Annotated in this window: 18 protein-coding genes and 1 pseudogene; 9 read left to right on the top strand and 10 right to left on the bottom strand. The window is 42.2% G+C overall.

Features of this window, described 5'->3' with window-relative positions; genetic code table 11:
- Nucleotides 1–122: 122 nt before the first annotated feature.
- From B9T38_RS04950 to B9T38_RS04935, 4 genes and pseudogenes are all read right to left on the bottom strand, one after another.
- Nucleotides 123–855, bottom strand: a pseudogene (locus B9T38_RS04950) (IS5 family transposase).
- A gap of 278 nt (nucleotides 856–1,133) precedes the next feature.
- Nucleotides 1,134–1,709, bottom strand: a complete 576-nt coding sequence (locus B9T38_RS04945; protein WP_086195739.1) for a xanthine phosphoribosyltransferase — start codon at nucleotides 1,707–1,709, stop codon at nucleotides 1,134–1,136.
- Between the two features lie 91 nt (nucleotides 1,710–1,800).
- Nucleotides 1,801–2,514 (bottom strand): DUF3108 domain-containing protein, encoded by a 714-nt coding sequence (locus B9T38_RS04940; protein ID WP_086195738.1) that lies wholly within the window; start codon nucleotides 2,512–2,514, stop codon nucleotides 1,801–1,803.
- A gap of 163 nt (nucleotides 2,515–2,677) precedes the next feature.
- On the bottom strand, nucleotides 2,678–3,358 hold the full coding sequence (locus B9T38_RS04935) for a hypothetical protein (RefSeq protein WP_086195737.1): 681 nt from the start codon (nucleotides 3,356–3,358) through the stop codon (nucleotides 2,678–2,680).
- Nucleotides 3,359–3,597: 239 nt separating this feature from the next.
- Between B9T38_RS04935 and B9T38_RS04930 the strand changes: the two genes are divergently transcribed.
- Nucleotides 3,598–4,476 (top strand): energy transducer TonB, encoded by an 879-nt coding sequence (locus tag B9T38_RS04930; protein WP_086195736.1) that lies wholly within the window; start codon nucleotides 3,598–3,600, stop codon nucleotides 4,474–4,476.
- A gap of 57 nt (nucleotides 4,477–4,533) precedes the next feature.
- Here B9T38_RS04930 and B9T38_RS04925 read toward each other — a convergent pair whose 3' ends face one another.
- From B9T38_RS04925 to miaB, 4 genes are all read right to left on the bottom strand, one after another.
- Complete coding sequence (locus B9T38_RS04925; protein ID WP_086195912.1) at nucleotides 4,534–4,932, bottom strand: hypothetical protein; 399 nt, start codon at nucleotides 4,930–4,932, stop codon at nucleotides 4,534–4,536.
- 114 nt (nucleotides 4,933–5,046) lie between these two features.
- Entirely contained in the window at nucleotides 5,047–5,529 is a 483-nt protein-coding gene (gene ybeY, locus B9T38_RS04920; RefSeq protein WP_086195735.1) for an rRNA maturation RNase YbeY, read from the bottom strand.
- A 19-nt stretch (nucleotides 5,530–5,548) separates the two neighbouring features.
- Nucleotides 5,549–6,625, bottom strand: a complete 1,077-nt coding sequence (locus tag B9T38_RS04915) for a PhoH family protein (protein ID WP_086195734.1) — start codon at nucleotides 6,623–6,625, stop codon at nucleotides 5,549–5,551.
- Nucleotides 6,626–6,664: 39 nt separating this feature from the next.
- A complete protein-coding gene (gene miaB, locus B9T38_RS04910; RefSeq protein ID WP_086195733.1) occupies nucleotides 6,665–8,119 on the bottom strand; it encodes a tRNA (N6-isopentenyl adenosine(37)-C2)-methylthiotransferase MiaB in 1,455 nt (484 codons plus the stop codon).
- 355 nt (nucleotides 8,120–8,474) lie between these two features.
- On the opposite strand from miaB, the gene B9T38_RS04905 reads away from it, so the two are divergent.
- The 5 genes from B9T38_RS04905 to B9T38_RS04885 all read left to right on the top strand — a co-directional run bounded on the left by B9T38_RS04905 (nucleotide 8,475) and on the right by B9T38_RS04885 (nucleotide 13,094).
- A complete protein-coding gene (locus B9T38_RS04905; RefSeq protein ID WP_171263174.1) occupies nucleotides 8,475–10,448 on the top strand; it encodes a lytic transglycosylase domain-containing protein in 1,974 nt (657 codons plus the stop codon).
- A gap of 38 nt (nucleotides 10,449–10,486) precedes the next feature.
- Nucleotides 10,487–11,143: a ribonuclease T2 family protein gene (locus B9T38_RS04900; RefSeq protein WP_086195732.1), complete on the top strand. Its 657-nt coding sequence runs from the start codon at nucleotides 10,487–10,489 to the stop codon at nucleotides 11,141–11,143.
- A gap of 172 nt (nucleotides 11,144–11,315) precedes the next feature.
- A complete protein-coding gene (locus B9T38_RS04895; RefSeq protein WP_086195731.1) occupies nucleotides 11,316–12,302 on the top strand; it encodes a malate dehydrogenase in 987 nt (328 codons plus the stop codon).
- A gap of 165 nt (nucleotides 12,303–12,467) precedes the next feature.
- Nucleotides 12,468–12,728, top strand: a complete 261-nt coding sequence (locus B9T38_RS04890) for a DUF2789 family protein (protein WP_086195730.1) — start codon at nucleotides 12,468–12,470, stop codon at nucleotides 12,726–12,728.
- Nucleotides 12,729–12,833: 105 nt separating this feature from the next.
- Nucleotides 12,834–13,094, top strand: a complete 261-nt coding sequence (locus B9T38_RS04885) for a DUF2789 family protein (RefSeq protein WP_086195729.1) — start codon at nucleotides 12,834–12,836, stop codon at nucleotides 13,092–13,094.
- Nucleotides 13,095–13,205: 111 nt separating this feature from the next.
- On the opposite strand, the gene B9T38_RS04880 is transcribed toward B9T38_RS04885, so the two are convergent.
- Both B9T38_RS04880 and B9T38_RS04875 read right to left on the bottom strand, forming a co-directional pair.
- On the bottom strand, nucleotides 13,206–13,733 hold the full coding sequence (locus B9T38_RS04880) for a hypothetical protein (RefSeq protein ID WP_086195728.1): 528 nt from the start codon (nucleotides 13,731–13,733) through the stop codon (nucleotides 13,206–13,208).
- Between the two features lie 74 nt (nucleotides 13,734–13,807).
- A complete protein-coding gene (locus tag B9T38_RS04875; protein ID WP_086195727.1) occupies nucleotides 13,808–14,410 on the bottom strand; it encodes a 2OG-Fe(II) oxygenase in 603 nt (200 codons plus the stop codon).
- A 116-nt stretch (nucleotides 14,411–14,526) separates the two neighbouring features.
- Between B9T38_RS04875 and B9T38_RS04870 the strand changes: the two genes are divergently transcribed.
- From B9T38_RS04870 to B9T38_RS04860, 3 genes are read left to right on the top strand one after another with little or no spacing between them, the layout of a single operon-like run.
- Nucleotides 14,527–15,384 (top strand): 23S rRNA (adenine(2030)-N(6))-methyltransferase RlmJ, encoded by an 858-nt coding sequence (locus B9T38_RS04870; RefSeq protein ID WP_086195726.1) that lies wholly within the window; start codon nucleotides 14,527–14,529, stop codon nucleotides 15,382–15,384.
- Between the two features lie 45 nt (nucleotides 15,385–15,429).
- Complete coding sequence (gene pssA / locus B9T38_RS04865; RefSeq protein WP_086195725.1) at nucleotides 15,430–16,257, top strand: CDP-diacylglycerol--serine O-phosphatidyltransferase; 828 nt, start codon at nucleotides 15,430–15,432, stop codon at nucleotides 16,255–16,257.
- Between the two features lie 39 nt (nucleotides 16,258–16,296).
- A complete protein-coding gene (locus B9T38_RS04860; protein ID WP_086195724.1) occupies nucleotides 16,297–17,370 on the top strand; it encodes a DUF6670 family protein in 1,074 nt (357 codons plus the stop codon).
- Nucleotides 17,371–17,720 lie beyond the last annotated feature (350 nt).

Genomic DNA, 17,720 nt, shown 5'->3' with positions numbered 1-17,720 from the left:
TTCAGTGAATATTGCTTTGTAGTTAAATTAATCTTTAAAAAGTCCTATTTGGTGTGAAAGTTCGGTTGTTATGAGATGTAAAACCTCGCTATTGACTAGGGCGTGTCATCAATTAAGCCATATCATGATTGAGGTAAGTAGATCGCTGAGAGGAAGTTTTGAGCCAATTTATCATAGCGCGTAGCAATACCTCGATACTGCTTGAGCTTGGCGAAGAAGTTCTCGATCAGATGTCTTGCCTTATAAAGATGTTGGTCATAATCACGCTGATCAATCGCGTTACTTTTGGACGGCATCACGATCTGACCCTTGATCTTATGGATTGGATCAATCACCCGATTCTTGGAATTGTAGGCTTTATCCATGAGCCAAGTCTGACTTAACGATAAGTCCAGCAGCACATCAGCACCATTTAAGTCATGAGCCTGCCCGGCAGTGAGATAAAATCCTGTTGGGTTGCCTAAAGCATCAGTACGGGCATGAATTTTGGTACTTAAGCCACCTTTACTGCGTTCGATTGCCTGTTCTTTTTTTCCCGGCACTGTGTTGATGAGCGCGCACAATGGTTGAGTCCAGCATGGCATATTCATTATCACTTTCATGTGATAGCCCTTCAAAAACTTTCTGCCATACACCTGCTTTAGCCCAACGGCTAAAGCGAGTGTGCATGACTCTAAAATCCCCAAAGCGTTCTGGTAAGTCTCGCCACGGAATACCTGAACGATACCGATATAATACTGCTTCAACAAATAGCCTGTTGTTTTTGGCAGTTACTCCAACAGTACTTGCTCGTCCGGGCAACAGATCCTTAATCTGTTCCCACTGATCATCTCTTAATGCATAGCGTTTAGTCATGAAAAAATAATGAGGATAGATTAGATTTTCTCAAGCTAATTGATGACAGGCCCTAGAGTTGATTCGAATTATTGGACAAAAAAGTGCAACGAATTTAATTTTTCTTGTATCTCATTTTGCAGCAGGGGCCAGCAAGCTGAATTCACATGGAGCAGGTGAGTAAGCACCGATTTTGTTAACATTATTCTGGATAGCTGTTTCACATAAAATATGCATTCTAAAAACAAACACCTATAAAAAAGAACGCCTGAGCGTTCTTTTTAAATTCAGTTGAAATTCTAGTCACGGACAAATTCAACAGTACCATTTTCTAAAGATTTAACACGTGCCAAAGATTCAACACGGTAACCTTTATCAAGTAACAATTGGCGCCCTGGCTGGAAAGATTTTTCAATTACAATGCCAATACCCACAACTTCTGCATTTGCTTGATGAATTAAATCGGCAAGACCTAAAGCAGCCTGACCATTTGCCAGGAAGTCATCAATCACTAAAGCTTTATCGCTAGAGTTGATGTGCTTGTTGGAAATGGCAATGGTACTTTCAATTTGTTTAGTGAACGAGAACACTTTGGAACGGTATAAATCATCTTTTAAGGTTAAAGACTGATATTTACGTGCAAAGATCACAGGCACACCAAGTTCTAAACCGGCCATGACTGCTGGAGCAATACCAGAAGCTTCAATGGTGATAATTTTCGTGATCCCTGCATCTTTAAACCGGGCAGCAAATTCTTTGCCAATTTGCTGCATTAATACAGGGTCGATTTGATGATTTAAGAAAGCATCAACTTTCAGAACTTGATCAGATAGAACGATACCTTCACTTAAGATTTTCTGTTCTAGTGCGTGCACGGGAGAATTCCTCTAAGGGCAGATGCTTTTTCAAGCAAAAGCGTATTTTAAAAAGGCTCTCAAAAAATGCAAGCGAAATTGCTCAAATCGATTAACTCGTTGGGCCTTTATAACCTGTTAACAATAAACCATAGGAAGTTTTGCCATCTTGATGGGTTACTTTTACGGGTGTGTAGTCCAGTTTAGGTGCTAACCAAAAAATGGTATCTCGATTTGGCTTACTGTGCTTGAGCACTACTTTAATGGTGTCGAAAGTGCCATAAGACGTTTTTACCTTTTCCATACCCTGTTTGACAAAACGACGTGATTCCACTTCTTTGGCATCGACAATCGCATAACTTGATCTCAGCCCGGATGATTTTAAGTCTTCACGCAGTTGTAATTCAGCATTCAGTTCATCCAGCGTACCGGCTTTCCAGGCAAATGAACGTGCTATGTCATCCTTCTTGGTATTAATGGTTTTAGCTGTGGGATTAAACTTGATACTCATTGTATTATTGTGAATGAGTACTTTACTGCTACGGCTGAAAGTATGGGAAATAATTTGGCCATTATTAAAGCCAAAATAACTGGTTTCTGTTGCAGAAGCCAAGCCAGCAGCTTTTGCAGCAAAAACATAAGTCCAGTTATTTCCCGACTTGCTTAATGTACGGGTAGCAGAACCCAGATTTTTGCCATTATAGCTAAATTGATAACTTGCCTGGAATGGACTCATGGCGAAGGTTTGGCTTGAGAAACCAGCAAACAACAGAGTAGTGCTTAATCCAGATGTCAACGCAATTGTTTTCAATACAGGGTGAGCCATCAGTAAATTGTTCCTCTGAATTTGGAATAAAATGTAAAACTTGTCTTTAAGCGGTATTATGCGCTTTGATTATGAAGATAAAATCTGAAATTTTGTTCGATCTGTATCTTTATGTAGTTTTTCCCTAAAAAATATAGGTTTTAATCAGTAATCATCATCTAATTTATTTTTGCTTAACCGGACTGACTTTGCTGTTCTGGTATTCTTCCGCAATCTCCCAGACCTCCATCGGCTCTTCGGACATTTTTCTGAATAATGCAGTCAGGTTGACATTGCCTATGACCACCAGTTCAGCTTCACGCAAAACCGCATGGTTGACATGCACTTTTGCTAAGGTATCAATGATAGAACGCTTTTTGCCTAACCATCGGTTTAAATCCAGATGCAATAAGTCATCTTTTACTTTAATGACATTCAACTTTTTAAGAATCATGCCCAAAGGGTCTTGATTGAGTACTTTTTGATAGAAAAATAAAGCAAATTTTACAGCAAGCTTTTGGAAGATATTTTTGAATTTGGCTTCAATCACTTGGGTGTCACTAATCTGTTCAAACACAATCAGTTGGGTGTCTTTATTCAGTTCCATCTGTACCAGTTTCAAATCGACTGAAAGGGTAATGTATAAACCCTTCACATCAAGCGTTGCATATAAGCGTAGCCAGTCTTCATGCAAGTCGGCATGCAGATCTTTCAGCATGGCAACATTGTCAGTAACAAAACGCTGAAAAGTTGCATTTAAAAAAACTTGAGAAAGGGGGAATTCACGCTCATCTTCAATAAACCCTTCAGCCTTTTCATACACCTGGCGTATACGTTTAGAGATATTGGATAGTAGCGTTTGCATATAAGGCATCCCAGCGAGTTAATCTTCTTAAACTTCGATAGATTCTGTCGAAAGTATTAAAAATACAGATATTCCACCTTGCAGTTTAACAAAATTAATTGCACCATTTTCATGATTTTAATTGTCTACAGCGTGCTTATTGACTGAGTTCTCGTTTCTTCATTCAAAACTAGACGCTGTGTTTATTTTATACTGCTTTTATGCAGTTTGGGGACCAGACATTTTGTCGGTTTAATGTGATGCTTAAGAAAATCAGTTTCGCACCTTTAATGCATGCATGGTGGAAAGATCCAATTTTCACAAGCGCAGTGATTGTAGCTGTTGCTTTGCATTTGATTATTTTGACTTTGCAGTTTGCCATGCCGCAAGAAAGTGATGCGGCAGTCAAAGAGATTGCCGTCATATTACGTCCGAGTGAGGACAAGGTGGAACATGCGGATTTTCTGGCACAGGCAGATCAGCAAGGTTCTGGAACTTTTCGTGAAGCACACCGTATGTCGAGCGATATGCCGGCAGCGATGACTGAACAAACGACCGGTGAACAGCAACAGGAAACTCTGGAGCGTTTACAACAGAAACGCGAACTCAGCTTTGAAGAAAAAGTGCTGATGACCACCTTAAGCTGGAAGAAAGAAGCAGAACAGAACCAGCGCAAAAAAGCCATGCAGGAGCTGAATAGCCAGTTTCAGGCCAAGGCCGCGATGGTGGCAAGTCTGGAAGCACAATATTTGCAACGTCAGCAAAACTTTAGCCGTCAGCAAAAAATTAAAACCGTAGATGGTATACAGGCCAAGCAGGATATTTCTGCCGCTTATTTGGAAAAATTCCGTGAGAAAGTAGAATTTTACGGTAACCGCTATTATCCCGATGCAGCCAAAGTGCAACGCCTCGCAGGAGAGGTCCGTTTAATGGTCATCTTAAATAAAAGTGGCGGAATTCGTGCCATTCGCCTGATTGAAAGTTCAGGTCATGGTTTACTGGATGAAGCGGCCAAGACTTCAGTACGTAAAGCTGCTCCATTCGGTGGTTTTGATAAAGGGATGAAAGATATTTCAGAACTGCGTATTGTGCGTACCTGGCGGTTTGACCCGGCTGAAGCTGAGTTTGAGGTGCATTGATTGAATGGCACTGATCTGCTTTTTAAAGTTTGATAAGTATTTATTTTGATTATGTTTTTAAGGTGAGGCTAATACATAGTGCCCCTTTTGACGCCCATCCGGCCATGTCACATTTAAGTCTTTTTCTGAAAGGTCTAGGCGAGTCGGAAAGATTTGTAAATATTGGCGGTATTGGGGAGCCGCTTTCAAGCCAATACATGTCCCATTTTTCCACCAGGTTCCTTCTGCATATTGGTCTAAGGCACCGACTGCCAGATACCATTTAAACTTGCCGTCTGGTTGCAGTAAAAGCTCAGAGCCGACTTCCATCACGCCTTCCAGATAATAATGGCCTACCCAGGCATTATCTGCTGGCTGGAACCTTACTTCCTTACATACAGATTCAACATTGGCATACAGTTGGGATGCAGGAAATAACGCTGAAATCAGGCAAAGTCTGAAAAGAATTCTGTTCATCATTTTTTCCAGCATTTATTGAGGGGTATTTTAAGATTTTATGCTTATTTGGCATAAATTAAACCCGACTAATCGAAATTAATCGGGTTTAATAAATGGGAGGGCTGCTAGAACTTACTGTTGCTCAGTATAGGGATTTTCAAATCCTAACTTCGCCAGAATTTCTATCTCCAATGCTTCCATTTCTTCTGCCTCTTCATCCGAGGTTTCATGGTCATAGCCCATCAAGTGTAAGGTGCCGTGCACCAGCATATGAGTAAAATGCTCAATCGGGGTTTTATTCTGATCAATGGCCTCTTGTAAAACCACAGGAATACAAATCACCAGGTCACCAATGGGTAGGGCATCCAGCATTGCCAGAACTTCTTCTGGTACATCGCTCGGGAAAGACAGCACATTGGTCGGCTTGTCTTTTTGGCGATACTCCAGATTCAGCTTATGGCTTTCGTTATTGTCTACACAGGCAATCCCGATTTCGCAGTTTTGATCGACATCGATAAAACGAAGTGTAGTTTCAATGACCTTTTTAATATAAGTGCGTTTTAGTACCAGTTCAGATGACTGGTAGTCTTGTTGCAATGATAGGTTAAGTTTCAAAATGAATCCTTAAAGTATCTTAGTCCTGAGCATCGGCAGCAGCATCATTTTCAGCAATCAATGCTTCCTGACGCGCTTTACGTTCTGCCCGTGCTTCAGCACTAAGACGGTGTTGTTCACTGTCCCATCCTTCATAGGCTTCGACAATTTTCTGTACCAGCCGGTGACGAACCACGTCACGGGAATGGAAACGGGTGATATGAATTTCGGTTACAGGTTCCAGTACACGTAAAGCATGGGCCAAACCGGATTGCTGACCGCGAGGTAAATCGACCTGAGTGATGTCACCGGTAATGACCGCACGTGAACCAAAGCCTAAACGAGTCAGGAACATTTTCATCTGTTCTGGCGTCGTGTTTTGCGCTTCATCCAAAATCACGAAAGAATGGTTGAGGGTACGGCCACGCATATAGGCGAGGGGCGCAACTTCAATCACCTGACGTTCAATCAGTTTGGCGACTTTTTCAAAGCCCAGCATTTCATACAGCGCATCGTAAAGCGGGCGCAAATAAGGATCGATTTTCTGGCTTAAATCCCCTGGCAAGAAACCGAGTTTTTCCCCGGCTTCAACCGCAGGACGAACCAGCAGGATGCGCTGGATTTCATTACGTTCCAGCATATCTACCGCAGCAGCCACGGCAAGATAGGTTTTACCGGTACCGGCAGGGCCAATCCCGAATGAGATGTCGCTTTGCAAAATACGCTGTACATAACGCTTTTGATTGGCACCGCGTGGATTAATCCGGCCTTTGCGGGTTTGCAACCACACGGCATCGAGACCGGTATGTTCATTGTCAGAAAAGTCTTCCTGCAATTCACGATCCGTCTGACTGCCCTGAATCATCAGATGCAGGGTGTCCGCGCTGACTTGCTGGCTGGTTTCAGTTTCTTCATGTAGACGCATCAAGAGGCTTTCGGCTCTCTCTACTGCATCAATCTCACCATCGATGTAAAAAGCATCACCTCGATGGGAAATTTTGACCTCTAAACGCTGTTCGATTTGTTTCAAATGACCGTTATAAGCACCCAGCATGCCTTTTAAACGTTCCATTGAAATACCAGGAAAAGTTACTGTACGTCGGATCGCTGCAGTCAAGAGAATTCCTTATAAAATGATCTTACTGATCACCTTACATTACGCCACGTCAGGCTCAAGATTCAAGAGCTCACCGTAAACAAAATTTAAAGTTTTAATTTCGGTAATTTCAATCTCTGCAAAACGCCCAACCCAGGCCGGATCACCAATGAAAGAGACCAGACGGGTATTGTCCGCCGTACCAATCAACAGGTTCGGATCTTTGTCAGAAACCTTTTCAATCAGTACACGCTGGATGGTGCCGAGCATGGCATCAGTTTTATCAATGCTTGAGCGTTTAATCCATTGCTGAACTTTGGCCAGACGTTCTTTTTTCACATCTTCAGGGGTGTTGTCTTCAAGTTCTGAAGCGGGTGTACCTGGACGTTTTGAATAAATGAAGCTGTAAGAGTGGTCGAAATCTAAATCCTGGATGAATTGATAAGTTTCTTCAAAGTTCTCATCGGTTTCACCCGGGAAACCAATAATAAAGTCTGAAGATAAATGCATATCCGGACGGACGGTACGTAGCTTTTTAATTTTTTCGATATAGACATCGATGGTGTGGTTACGCTTCATCGCTTTCAGCACATCGTTGGAGCCGCTTTGTACCGGCAAGTGCAGGTGCGAAACCATTTGTGGTAAGTCACGGTAGCACTGAATCAGGTCATCATTAAATTCAAGCGGATGTGAAGTGGTATAACGTAAACGGCCAATGCCCGGAATTTCGGCAACGAGACGCAGCAAGTCGGCAAAGGTGCAGATATTGCCTTCAAAAGTTTCGCCGCGGTAACCATTCACGTTCTGACCTAATAGGCTGATTTCACGAACCCCTTTTTCCGCCAGACCGGCAATTTCTGCAAGTACGTCATCTAAAGGACGCGATACTTCTTCGCCGCGGGTATAAGGGACTACGCAGAAAGAACAGTATTTGGAACAGCCTTCCATAATCGAAACAAACGCTTTATAGCCTTCAACACGCGGTTCAGGTAAAAAGTCGAATTTTTCGATATCCGGGAAAGAAATATCCACCAGCTTGATTTTTTCTTTCTTGGGCTTTTCTATTTGCTCAGAATGCTGATCCAGCATTTGCGGTAAACGGTGCAAGGTTTGCGGACCAAAAACCATGTCGACATAAGGTGCACGTTTCTGAATATTGTCACCTTCCTGAGAAGCGACACAACCGCCGACCCCAATCACCAGATCAGGGTTTTTTTCTTTCAGCTTGCGCCAGCGACCTAGTTCGGAAAAGACTTTTTCCTGAGCCTTTTCACGAATGGAACAGGTATTCATCAGCAGAATATCGGCATCATTTGGGTCAGTGGTGAGTACATAACCGTGTGAGTCGCCCAACAGGTCTGCCATACGATGACTGTCATACTCATTCATCTGACACCCTTGCGTTTCGATATACAGTTTTTTCACTGAACCGTCGGCTAGGGTGTGCTGTGGCTGGGTAACAGTGTTTTCTGAAGCAGCTTGGGCACTATTTGGAATGAAGGTTTGAACCGTCATGTAGGCTCCTAAAGGATAAATCGGTGAAATCGCAATTCAAGACTGACTGTATCAAGCTCACTCAGCGAGCGATATTTCTTTTTCCGTTCAATGCCTAATGGTATTGAAGGGAAAAAAAAGAGGCTGACTGCCATCTTGAAAAAATGCAATTTGAATACAAGAAAGGCGCATATTTTAGCAGGAATCGAAGCCAAACTTATAGCTCTAAATAAAGCTGCAAAAATATTGATTTGTGAAGTAAAAATGATTGAAAATTAATATTGTCTAATCATAAGGTTACATAACAGAACAGTAGAGTAGTGTAATAATAATTAAACTATTCAAAAATGATTAGGTGCGACCAAGGCAATATTAAATGACAGAAGGCGGGCATATGTTTAATCGGGTAATCAATAAAAATTATTATAAAGTGCTTGCTTTTGCTTTGGCATCTAGCGGTTTTATTTCGATTTCTTATGCGGCTGATGAACAGTTTAATGATGCTTTGCGTGCTGCCAATTCTGCAAATTTAGATTTATTACAACAATATCAGGCATCGATGCAGAACGATGTGCTGGGTTATTATCCGGAATACTGGTTATTGAACGCGAATTTATCTGCACAACCTTCCAGTAATATTGTTAATTTTGCTCAGCGTTATCCGCAATCGGCCATGGCGGAAAAACTGGCTGCCGATTATGTCGAAGAAAAAGTCAAGCAGGCAGATTTTGCGACTGCGCAGCCTATTTTGCAGTATGTGACCAATCCAGATCAGGCGGAAAGCTGTGCGGTTGCACAGGTTCGTGCCAAATCGGGTGATCCCCTGGTTTTTGCTGAATATAAAGATGTCTGGCTTGCCACCAACTCACAACCTGAATCCTGTACCGGTTTGGGACGTATGATGCTGTCGAGTCCCCTAATGACCGAGCAGGACAGACAGCAACGTTTGTGGGGACAGCTTCGCGCAGGCCAGTCGGGCTTGGCTTTGGCAACGGCACAAACGCTGGGGCTGAGCCTATCACTTGCACAGCTCAATCAAATTCAGGCCAATCCTTTAAATTATTTATGGTCTGCGCCCAAAGCCACCAGTGCAGATCAGGCTTATTTGATTTATGCCCTGGGACGTCTGGCCGATAGCGACTTAAATACTGCAATGGCTTCCGTTAAAAATGCAGCAGAGGGGACACCGCTACAAGTACAAAAAGCGCTCTATCGTACTGTGGGCTATATTGGGGGAACCACGGTGATGAAAAACAATTTTAACCGTGAAGTACTAAATTATTTGGATGCCAGTTACGGTTTGCCCTTTAGTGCAGAAGAAGCGGAAATTTATGCCCGTCAAGCCATTCGTTTTAGTGCATGGGAAAGCCTGATTCGGGCCATTGATGCGATGGGCGTAACCCAAAAGCAGGAAGATCGTTGGCAGTACTGGTTGGCACGGGCTTCAGAGCAGCGTGGTGATGCTCACTCTAAACGTGTGGCACAAGAAATTTTCAAAAAATTGGCACAGGGAGATGATTACCATAATCTGCTGGCCAGAGATAAGTTGGGGCAGAGTTACAATAATATTCCCGGTAATGTTCAACCTTCAAATAGTGATGTACAGCGTTTAAGCCAAAATATTCATTTTAACCGTGCTTTTGCTTTACGCCGTGTCAACGCACCGGATAGTTATGTGAATCGTGAATGGAACTGGGCAGTGCGTCAGGCATATTTAAAACATGATGATGGCTTACTGCTGGCAGCTGCAAAACGTGCGACGGATATAGGTTGGTACGACCGTGCCATTTACGCGGCTGACCGTACTGAATCCAAGCACAATTATTCCTATCGTTATGCCATGCCACATCAAAGTTATGTGGTCAGCCATAGTCGCAATGCCGGAATCGATCCTGCATGGGCCTATGGTCTGATGCGTCAGGAAAGCCGTTTTGTTTCACAGGCACGTTCACATGTGGGTGCAGGAGGGTTGATGCAAATTATGCCGGATACTGCGAAATTGGTGGCCCGGCAAATGGGCGAAACTTATAATCCGGCAGCTTTAACCGACATGAATACCAATATTCGTTATGGCACTTTTTATTTGTCGATGATTCAGAGCCAGCTCAGCAATAATCCTGTGCTGGCAACGGCTGGCTATAATGCTGGTCCAAACCGTGCACGTCGTTGGCAACCGGATGCCCAGCAGATAGCCGCTGACCAATATACTGAAACCATTCCCTTAACCGAAACACGTGATTATGTAAAACATGTCATGACCAACGCCACCCATTATGGAGTGTTGCTTGGACAAGGAGCGCAGTCGATTGAAAAACGGATGAATATAATTCCATTAAGAAATAATCCTTAATTTTTAGTTTTAGTTTTATTGATAGGTCTGACTTGTTGATGATATTTTCTGGGCGAACTTCAGTTTTACTAAGATGGGCACTGTTCGCGGTGAACAGTGCTGGACTAGGGCTGTTTGCACCTCAAACTTTTGCAGCCCCTTTGCAGGGTTATGTCATGGTGGTACAAATGACCCCTGCGGTATGCATGTTTGATGCCCAAAAATCAAAACAGCGAAAATGTCTGGAAGGCTATTCGCTGAATATTTCCGGTTTGTATCCGGAAACTTCGGAAACTGAGTGCAGGACCACATCCTCTGCGGCTTTATCTCCCTTGCAGGCGAAAGTCGTGGCACGAGTCATGCCCGATGAAAATGCCCGCATGCAACTTTGGCGGGGAATCGGCGGATGTGTACAGATGAATTCAAGTCAATATTTCCGTACCATCATTAATTATGCCGAACGTCTCAAAATTCCGAAGGAATTAACCAGTCCTGAAACGCGAGCCATGCATCAGACCAATCTTCGACTGCAGTTTCTGCGTTTGAATCCAGGTTTACCTGCCAATGCCATTAGATTTAGCTGTTCGACTTTGCAGGGAAATGCCATTCTGACCGAAGTGAAACTTTGCTACAAAAATAATGGACAGTACAAGCGCTGTTCAGCAGAAGTAGAAAATACCTGTCCAAATTTATTTACCATAAAAGGTTCTTACTAAGCTTTTTTATATATTTTATTTATATTTCCTATCATACTTTTGTTGAAATCCATTCTCTTTTAAATGCATCTGTCAAAGTATTGGAGTACAATCTTTGCCGTTTATGATTATTAAGATTAAATAGAACAGCTATTTAATTATTATGACGATCCTCTCAATTGGAGATAATTACATGAAGCAACCTGTTCGCGTTGCCGTTACTGGCGCTGCTGGTCAAATTGGTTACAGCCTATTATTCCGTATCGCTAGCGGTGAGATGTTGGGTAAAGACCAACCAGTTATTCTTCAATTATTAGAAGTTCCTTTTGAGAAAGCTCAAGCTGCGCTTAAAGGCGTAATGATGGAACTTGACGACTGTGCTTTCCCATTATTGGCTGGCATGATCGGTACTGATGATCCTAAAGTTGCATTCAAAGATGCTGACTACGCTCTTCTAGTTGGTTCACGTCCACGTGGTCCAGGTATGGAACGTGCTGACCTTCTTAAAGTGAACGGTGAAATCTTCATCGGTCAAGGTCAAGCATTAAACGAAGTTGCTAGCCGTGACGTTAAAGTACTTGTTGTAGGTAACCCTGCGAACACCAATGCTTACATCGCAATGAAATCTGCTCCAGATCTTCCAGCGAAAAACTTCACAGCAATGTTGCGTCTTGACCACAACCGTGCGTTGACTCAACTTGCTCAAAAAGCTGGCGTTGCAGTTTCTGACATCAAAACTATGACTGTTTGGGGTAACCACTCTCCAACAATGTATGCTGACTACCGTTTTGCAACTGTAAACGGCGAAAGCTTAAAAGACAAAATCAACGATGCTGCTTGGAACAAAGACGTGTTCCTTCCAACTGTTGGTAAACGTGGTGCTGCAATCATCGAAGCACGTGGTTTGTCTTCTGCTGCTTCTGCTGCAAACGCTGCAATTGACCATATGCGCGATTGGGCTCTTGGCACAAACGGCGAATGGGTAACTATGGGTATTCCTTCTGACGGTTCTTACGGTATCCCTGAAGGCGTAATGTTCGGTTTCCCTGTAACGACTGAAAACGGCGAATACAAAATCGTTCAAGGTCTTGAAATCGACGAATTCAGTCGTGAACGTATCAACTTCACTCTTAACGAGTTAGAAGAAGAACGTGCAGCAATTGCTGACATGGTTAAATAATTTAATCGATTAGATTAAATTGAAAAGCACTCCACTTGGGGTGCTTTTTTATGCCTGAAATTTGGTTTTGAACAAAAAATAACACGCTGTGATGCAGTGACAACTGAATGTGTAAGGGTTTGCGTCTAATTTAAAAGCTAACAATAAAGGTTTAAGGAGAATGAGATGTTTGATCAACAACCCACATTGGAGCTTTTATTTGAGCAGTTGGGACTCGACGCGAGCCAAGAGGCAATAGACCGGTTTATAGAAAGCCATCAATTGACGATGGATATCCCTTTGCATCACGCTCCATTCTGGACACAGGCACAGCATGATTTTCTAATCAGCCATTGGAAAAAAGATGATGAATGGGCCATGGTGGTGGATATCTTAAACGAACAATTGCATACTGAAGACCGGCTTTCAACCTCAACCCATCAGTGAACACAAATTGAAACAACAAACCTAGTTTTATCACTAGGTTTTTTTATGAATATTTTATAAGTTAATTAAATAATAAATGACAGTTTGGTTGATAAGGAGTGTGCCATGCTTATGAATAATAACCCATCCTTTAAAATGTTATTTGAACAACTTGGGCTGGCTTCTAGCCCTGCAGCTATTGAGCTTTTTATACGGACTCATCAATTACCTGCACATCAAAATCTGCATGATGCTCCCTTCTGGAATAAATCCCAGCGTGAGTTTTTAATTCGCTATTTAGTGGAAGATGCAGATGAGTGGGTCATGTTGATTGATGAACTGAACCAGCAATTACATATGAATGCCACCAAACTGCAACCTGCCTGATTTTTTGTAGACAGGTGATGTTTAAAACCTGCTGAGAAGAAGGAACTTTTAAGCAGGACAGATCATAAAAAACGCCTCATTGCAGGCGTTTTTTTATCGTTAAATCTGCAATTAATGAATTTTACTTTTGACTAAATGCACAAACCAGTCATGCTCACGGAATGGGTGAAAGGCTGGATGCTCTTGTACCAGAATCAAGTCAAAATCGGCAGTTTTACTGTATTTGGTGAGCCAATGTCGCGCTAAGGCGGTTTCACTCTTGGCCGCAGAAGCATAGGCCAGGAAAAAATAAACGTCCCCATACTGGTCGTGAGTGATAGGTTTTAAGATTTGCTGGGTAATCAAGGCAAATCTTTGTTCCTTGGTAATTTCAAAATACAACATATAGGCTTTGGCTAAATGCATAGATAAGTTCATATATAAACTTAACGGCATTTCTTCAAATTCAATACGGCCCTGTTCAAGCAGAACCACGGCTTCTTGCAGAAAATGAATCTGTTCCTGGCGTACGATGCTGAGTGTAACCAGTTGCATACGTAACTCAGCACGTTCTAAGGCAAGTTTTGGCGTATTCCCTTGTAAATACAACTGATCAGTTTCGCCAATACGTTGAATAATCTGTTTGGTGTTTTCCCGCATCGGTTACATCCTCATCTGTCAATGATTGCTATATGAGGATGTTTTTCCAGATTTAAAGCATCCTCTGCTGTGAATTACCAAATGGAATTGCCGCTGCGTAACCATGCGGTAATGGACAGGCGTTGATGCTTGGCTTTGAGTACTTCGTGCAATAAATCACTTTGGAATAGGGCTATGCGGTTCGGTTTTGGCGGGATAATGTGCCACTGATCATTTTTATCCTGCAAACGCAATTCGCCCCCCCAGTCCGCTTGCCAGTCTTCATGCAGATAATACACAGCAGAAATCACACGGCCATTTTTACCGTGGGGGTTGTCACGGTGCAGGGCATAAAACTCACCAGCGTTATAACAGGCAAAATGGGCTTCAACTTCCCGAATGCCTAGAAAAAAGGCTCGGTTCAGTTCTTCCCCCAGATTTTGCAAGGTTTTGATGTGCTGTTGGGCTTTTTCTAAATCTTCATTAATCCATAAAATATGATCACTGCGGATTTTGCTCATCACCCCATTTTGAATAGCTGCTTCTCTAAACTGATTCAAATGAGAAGTACATTCTTCAACCAATGCATGAATATATTCTTCAGGATAAACATCATCAATAATGCTAAAGCCCTGCTGATCTAGATCTTCAATCATTTGATCAACATTGCATGACTTTGGAAGGTGAATTGCATCCATACAGCTATACTCACAACAGGATAGAAAAATGCTGTTGTATTCTAGAGCAAGATATCCTGCGGAACGAAACATTTTTTCATGCTAAAATAGCGGTTGATATCAGGAATTAAAGAAACATGAATTACCGTCACCATTTCCATGCAGGCAACTTTGCCGATGTCATGAAGCATGTGTTATTGCTGCAACTTTTAACACGCTTAAATGCCAAAGATAAACCTTATCGCTATATCGATACGCATGGTGGGGCAGGTAAATACGATTTATCGACGTCTGCAGCGCAAAAATCAGGCGAGTTTTTAAATGGTATTCACCGTTTAATCAAGCTGGATGATTCAATCACCCGCAATGCGCCTGAAGGCGTAAAGCAATATCTTAAAATTGTTCAGGATATGCGTGAAGTTTCAGGTAAGGGTGCTTATCCGGGTTCACCCTGGTTTGCTCTGGAAGGCATGCGTGAAATAGATAAAGCCACTATTTTCGAAATGCAGCCTGAAGTCTTCCAGCAGCTGCGTTTTAATATTCGTGACCGCCGTGCCGGCCTGCATGAACGTGATGCGTATGAGGGCTTACTTGGGGTGATTCCGCCTAAAGAAAAGCGCGGTCTGGTCATGATTGATCCACCTTATGAATTGGAACGTAAAGATTTTCCACAATTGGTCGAATTGTTGGTTGCTGCGTATAAAAAATGGCCTACGGGTGTTTTTGCTGTATGGTATCCAATTAAAGATCGCGCCATGATTGAACGTTTTGAAAAGAAAATGATCAAAACCGGTATTCGCCGTCAATTGGTGTGTGAAGTTTGTGTATGGCCGGATGATACGCCAGTGGGTCTGAATGGTTGTGGTTTACTTGTGATTAATCCGCCATGGAAATTTTCTGAAGATGCGGATGAGGCTTTACAATGGTTGTTCCCGCATTTACGTATGAGTGAAAATGGTGGGCACGCCGCGGTTCGCTGGTTGGTTGGCGAATAAGAGATACGTTGAAAAAGATACGGTTACATTTAGGATCGACAAAGAATGACAAGTATAAACAAACCTGAAAGTGAATCTTCTCCACGTGATGAGCATGGTTTTGATGGCATCACCTTTGAAGTGGAAGAAGAAGAGCATACCCACGAGGGACAAAAGGTGAAACGTCGTGGCATCTATCTGTGGCCGAATCTGATTACAACAGCCGCTTTGCTATCGGGTTTTTATTCCATTATTGCCAGCATGAATGGAGATTTCACTCAAGCCATTTATGCTATTTTTCTGGCGGCATTATTCGATGGATTGGACGGTCGGGTAGCACGTGCAATTGGTGCTCAAAGCCCGTTTGGCGAGCAGTTTGACTCCTTGTCGGACTTGCTTGCTTTTGGTGTGGCGCCGGCTATTTTAATGTATAGCTGGAGTTTGAATGATTTGGGACGGATTGGACTGGCTGCCTGTTTTGTCTATACTGCCTGTGCAGCTTTCCGTCTGGCACGCTTCAACGTGCAAATTGGTGTGGTAGATAAACGCTATTTTATTGGTGTGGCAAGTCCGTTGGCTGCGGTGATCATTATTACCCTGGTCTGGGTCGCACAAGATTTTCCGCAAATTTTTGATATACGTGAATTGGGTATTCAGATCTTTAATGCGATTGCGATCATTGCTGTGGGATTACTGATGATTTCCAATATCAAATACTATTCATTTAAAACATTTGATCGCAAACGTGTACCATTTTTTGTGTTACCGATTGCAGTGTTTATCTTTGCCGCAATTACTTATAATATTCCTGTAGGGATTCTGGTGATTTCCATTATCTATGCATTGTCGGGTTTTGTGACTACTTTCCTGGCAAGAAAAAATACCGCCATATAAAAATGAGAACGCTATACTGAAAATAAAAAGGAGCACGATATGCAGTTGTTTCAAGATTTATTTGATCGCTCCAAACAACTCAATCAGGCTCCATTTCAGTTGCGCTTGGCCTATCATGCGCAAAAAGGTCGCTATAAAATCATTCATCAAGGTTTGATGATTCCTGGTCTACCCGCACCCTTACATTACCTCAATTTCATTAGTCTGATCGGCCAGCCGAATGCAGCAATGCTGCGCAATGAAAGTGCCATTCAAACCACAGCTTTAGATACTGCCACTACCATTGCCAGTATTAGCCCGCATATGGTGGGGCAATTAAATGCTTACTCGGTGGGTGAGGATTGTCGTTTTAGCAAAGAACATTTTCAGTTTTTAGACAGGGAAATCATTAGCGGAAATTTCCCCCATTTCCATATACAGCGTAAAGATAAAGAACTAAGTTTTGATTTATCAATTTGCACCAGCAATATTGTTTCTTATTTTACCCGGTTGCGTATGGGACTGGCAGATCATTGGTCTTTACTGTGTCAATGTGAAGGGCAGGTGACATACAAGGAACAAAAATTTGAGATTCAGCAGATGGGCTGTTTTGAATATGCTCGTTCCATTAATTTCCCCTATTTGCCTTTGGCATTTTTTACCTACCAAGTCATTAATCTGGAAAATCAGCGTCAACTGCTTTTGGCTCAAGTTCGAGATTCTTTCAATGGCATTTTACAGTCACGACTATATTTGCGAGATGGGAAAACAGGCATCTCGCAAATGTTTGATCAGAACGTGCGCTTTAAAGTCCATCGGGTTTATCCCAAAGTAAAAACACCGAATGGGCAAAGCATGTATTTGCCACGTGAGTTTGAATGGGGTTATGAAGATAAAGATGGCACCTGCATTTCCGTACAGGCACAAAGCCGCGGAGATTTTAAATTTGGCTTAGCTGCAGGTTATGTGGGTAGTTTTAAATATCAAGTCAGAATTAATTATCATGAAGAAACAGGTGAAAGTGGCTATTGTGAATATATCGATTGCCGATCACTGAGCTGGCAAGAAAAAAATAAACAGGAAAAAATGCGTGATGAACTAGCCAATCCTGTCCCGTTTGCGTGCAAAAAATAATAAAAACCTTCTATTTTGTGCAATAAGTAAACAGTCGTGATATTTTTGTTGAGTTATTTAAAAAAAGGAGTTGCATTGGATAAGGGATGGTGTAGAATGCACATCCATCGGCGGTGATGAAGATTAAAACTTCTGATAAAACAGTAACTTAGTTAAAATTAATTAAGTTGGGTTTTAGAAAGAAAGTTTAAAATAATTTGAATTACTGATTGACACTGAGAATATCTAGTGTAATATAGCCGACCTAGCTTGCTGGTGACGAACCAGTAAGAAGATCATTAAGAGATTATGAAGAACAACTTGTGTGGATTTTTACTGGTTGATTGATCGAAATTATTTTCATTGATTGA

Source organism: Acinetobacter sp. ANC 4218, assembly GCF_002135245.1.
Lineage (GTDB): Bacteria > Pseudomonadota > Gammaproteobacteria > Pseudomonadales > Moraxellaceae > Acinetobacter.
The sequence above is the reverse complement of the archived record's forward strand: the minus strand, read 5'-3'. Positions and strand labels throughout refer to the sequence as shown.

What these genes read in the sequence shown, in the direction of transcription:
- miaB (WP_086195733.1), bottom strand. Translation starts at nt 8,119, where the DNA reads ATGACGGTTCAAACCTTCATTCCAAATAGTGCCCAAGCTGCTTCAGAA.
- B9T38_RS04860 (WP_086195724.1), top strand. Translation starts at nt 16,297, where the DNA reads ATGCAGTTGTTTCAAGATTTATTTGATCGCTCCAAACAACTCAATCAG.
- pssA (WP_086195725.1), top strand. Translation starts at nt 15,430, where the DNA reads ATGACAAGTATAAACAAACCTGAAAGTGAATCTTCTCCACGTGATGAG.
- B9T38_RS04900 (WP_086195732.1), top strand. Translation starts at nt 10,487, where the DNA reads ATGATATTTTCTGGGCGAACTTCAGTTTTACTAAGATGGGCACTGTTC.
- B9T38_RS04870 (WP_086195726.1), top strand. Translation starts at nt 14,527, where the DNA reads ATGAATTACCGTCACCATTTCCATGCAGGCAACTTTGCCGATGTCATG.
- B9T38_RS04895 (WP_086195731.1), top strand. Translation starts at nt 11,316, where the DNA reads ATGAAGCAACCTGTTCGCGTTGCCGTTACTGGCGCTGCTGGTCAAATT.
- B9T38_RS04940 (WP_086195738.1), bottom strand. Translation starts at nt 2,514, where the DNA reads ATGGCTCACCCTGTATTGAAAACAATTGCGTTGACATCTGGATTAAGC.
- B9T38_RS04880 (WP_086195728.1), bottom strand. Translation starts at nt 13,733, where the DNA reads ATGCGGGAAAACACCAAACAGATTATTCAACGTATTGGCGAAACTGAT.
- B9T38_RS04930 (WP_086195736.1), top strand. Translation starts at nt 3,598, where the DNA reads ATGCTTAAGAAAATCAGTTTCGCACCTTTAATGCATGCATGGTGGAAA.
- B9T38_RS04885 (WP_086195729.1), top strand. Translation starts at nt 12,834, where the DNA reads ATGCTTATGAATAATAACCCATCCTTTAAAATGTTATTTGAACAACTT.
- B9T38_RS04905 (WP_171263174.1), top strand. Translation starts at nt 8,475, where the DNA reads ATGACAGAAGGCGGGCATATGTTTAATCGGGTAATCAATAAAAATTAT.
- B9T38_RS04935 (WP_086195737.1), bottom strand. Translation starts at nt 3,358, where the DNA reads ATGCAAACGCTACTATCCAATATCTCTAAACGTATACGCCAGGTGTAT.
- B9T38_RS04925 (WP_086195912.1), bottom strand. Translation starts at nt 4,932, where the DNA reads ATGAACAGAATTCTTTTCAGACTTTGCCTGATTTCAGCGTTATTTCCT.
- B9T38_RS04875 (WP_086195727.1), bottom strand. Translation starts at nt 14,410, where the DNA reads ATGGATGCAATTCACCTTCCAAAGTCATGCAATGTTGATCAAATGATT.
- B9T38_RS04890 (WP_086195730.1), top strand. Translation starts at nt 12,468, where the DNA reads ATGTTTGATCAACAACCCACATTGGAGCTTTTATTTGAGCAGTTGGGA.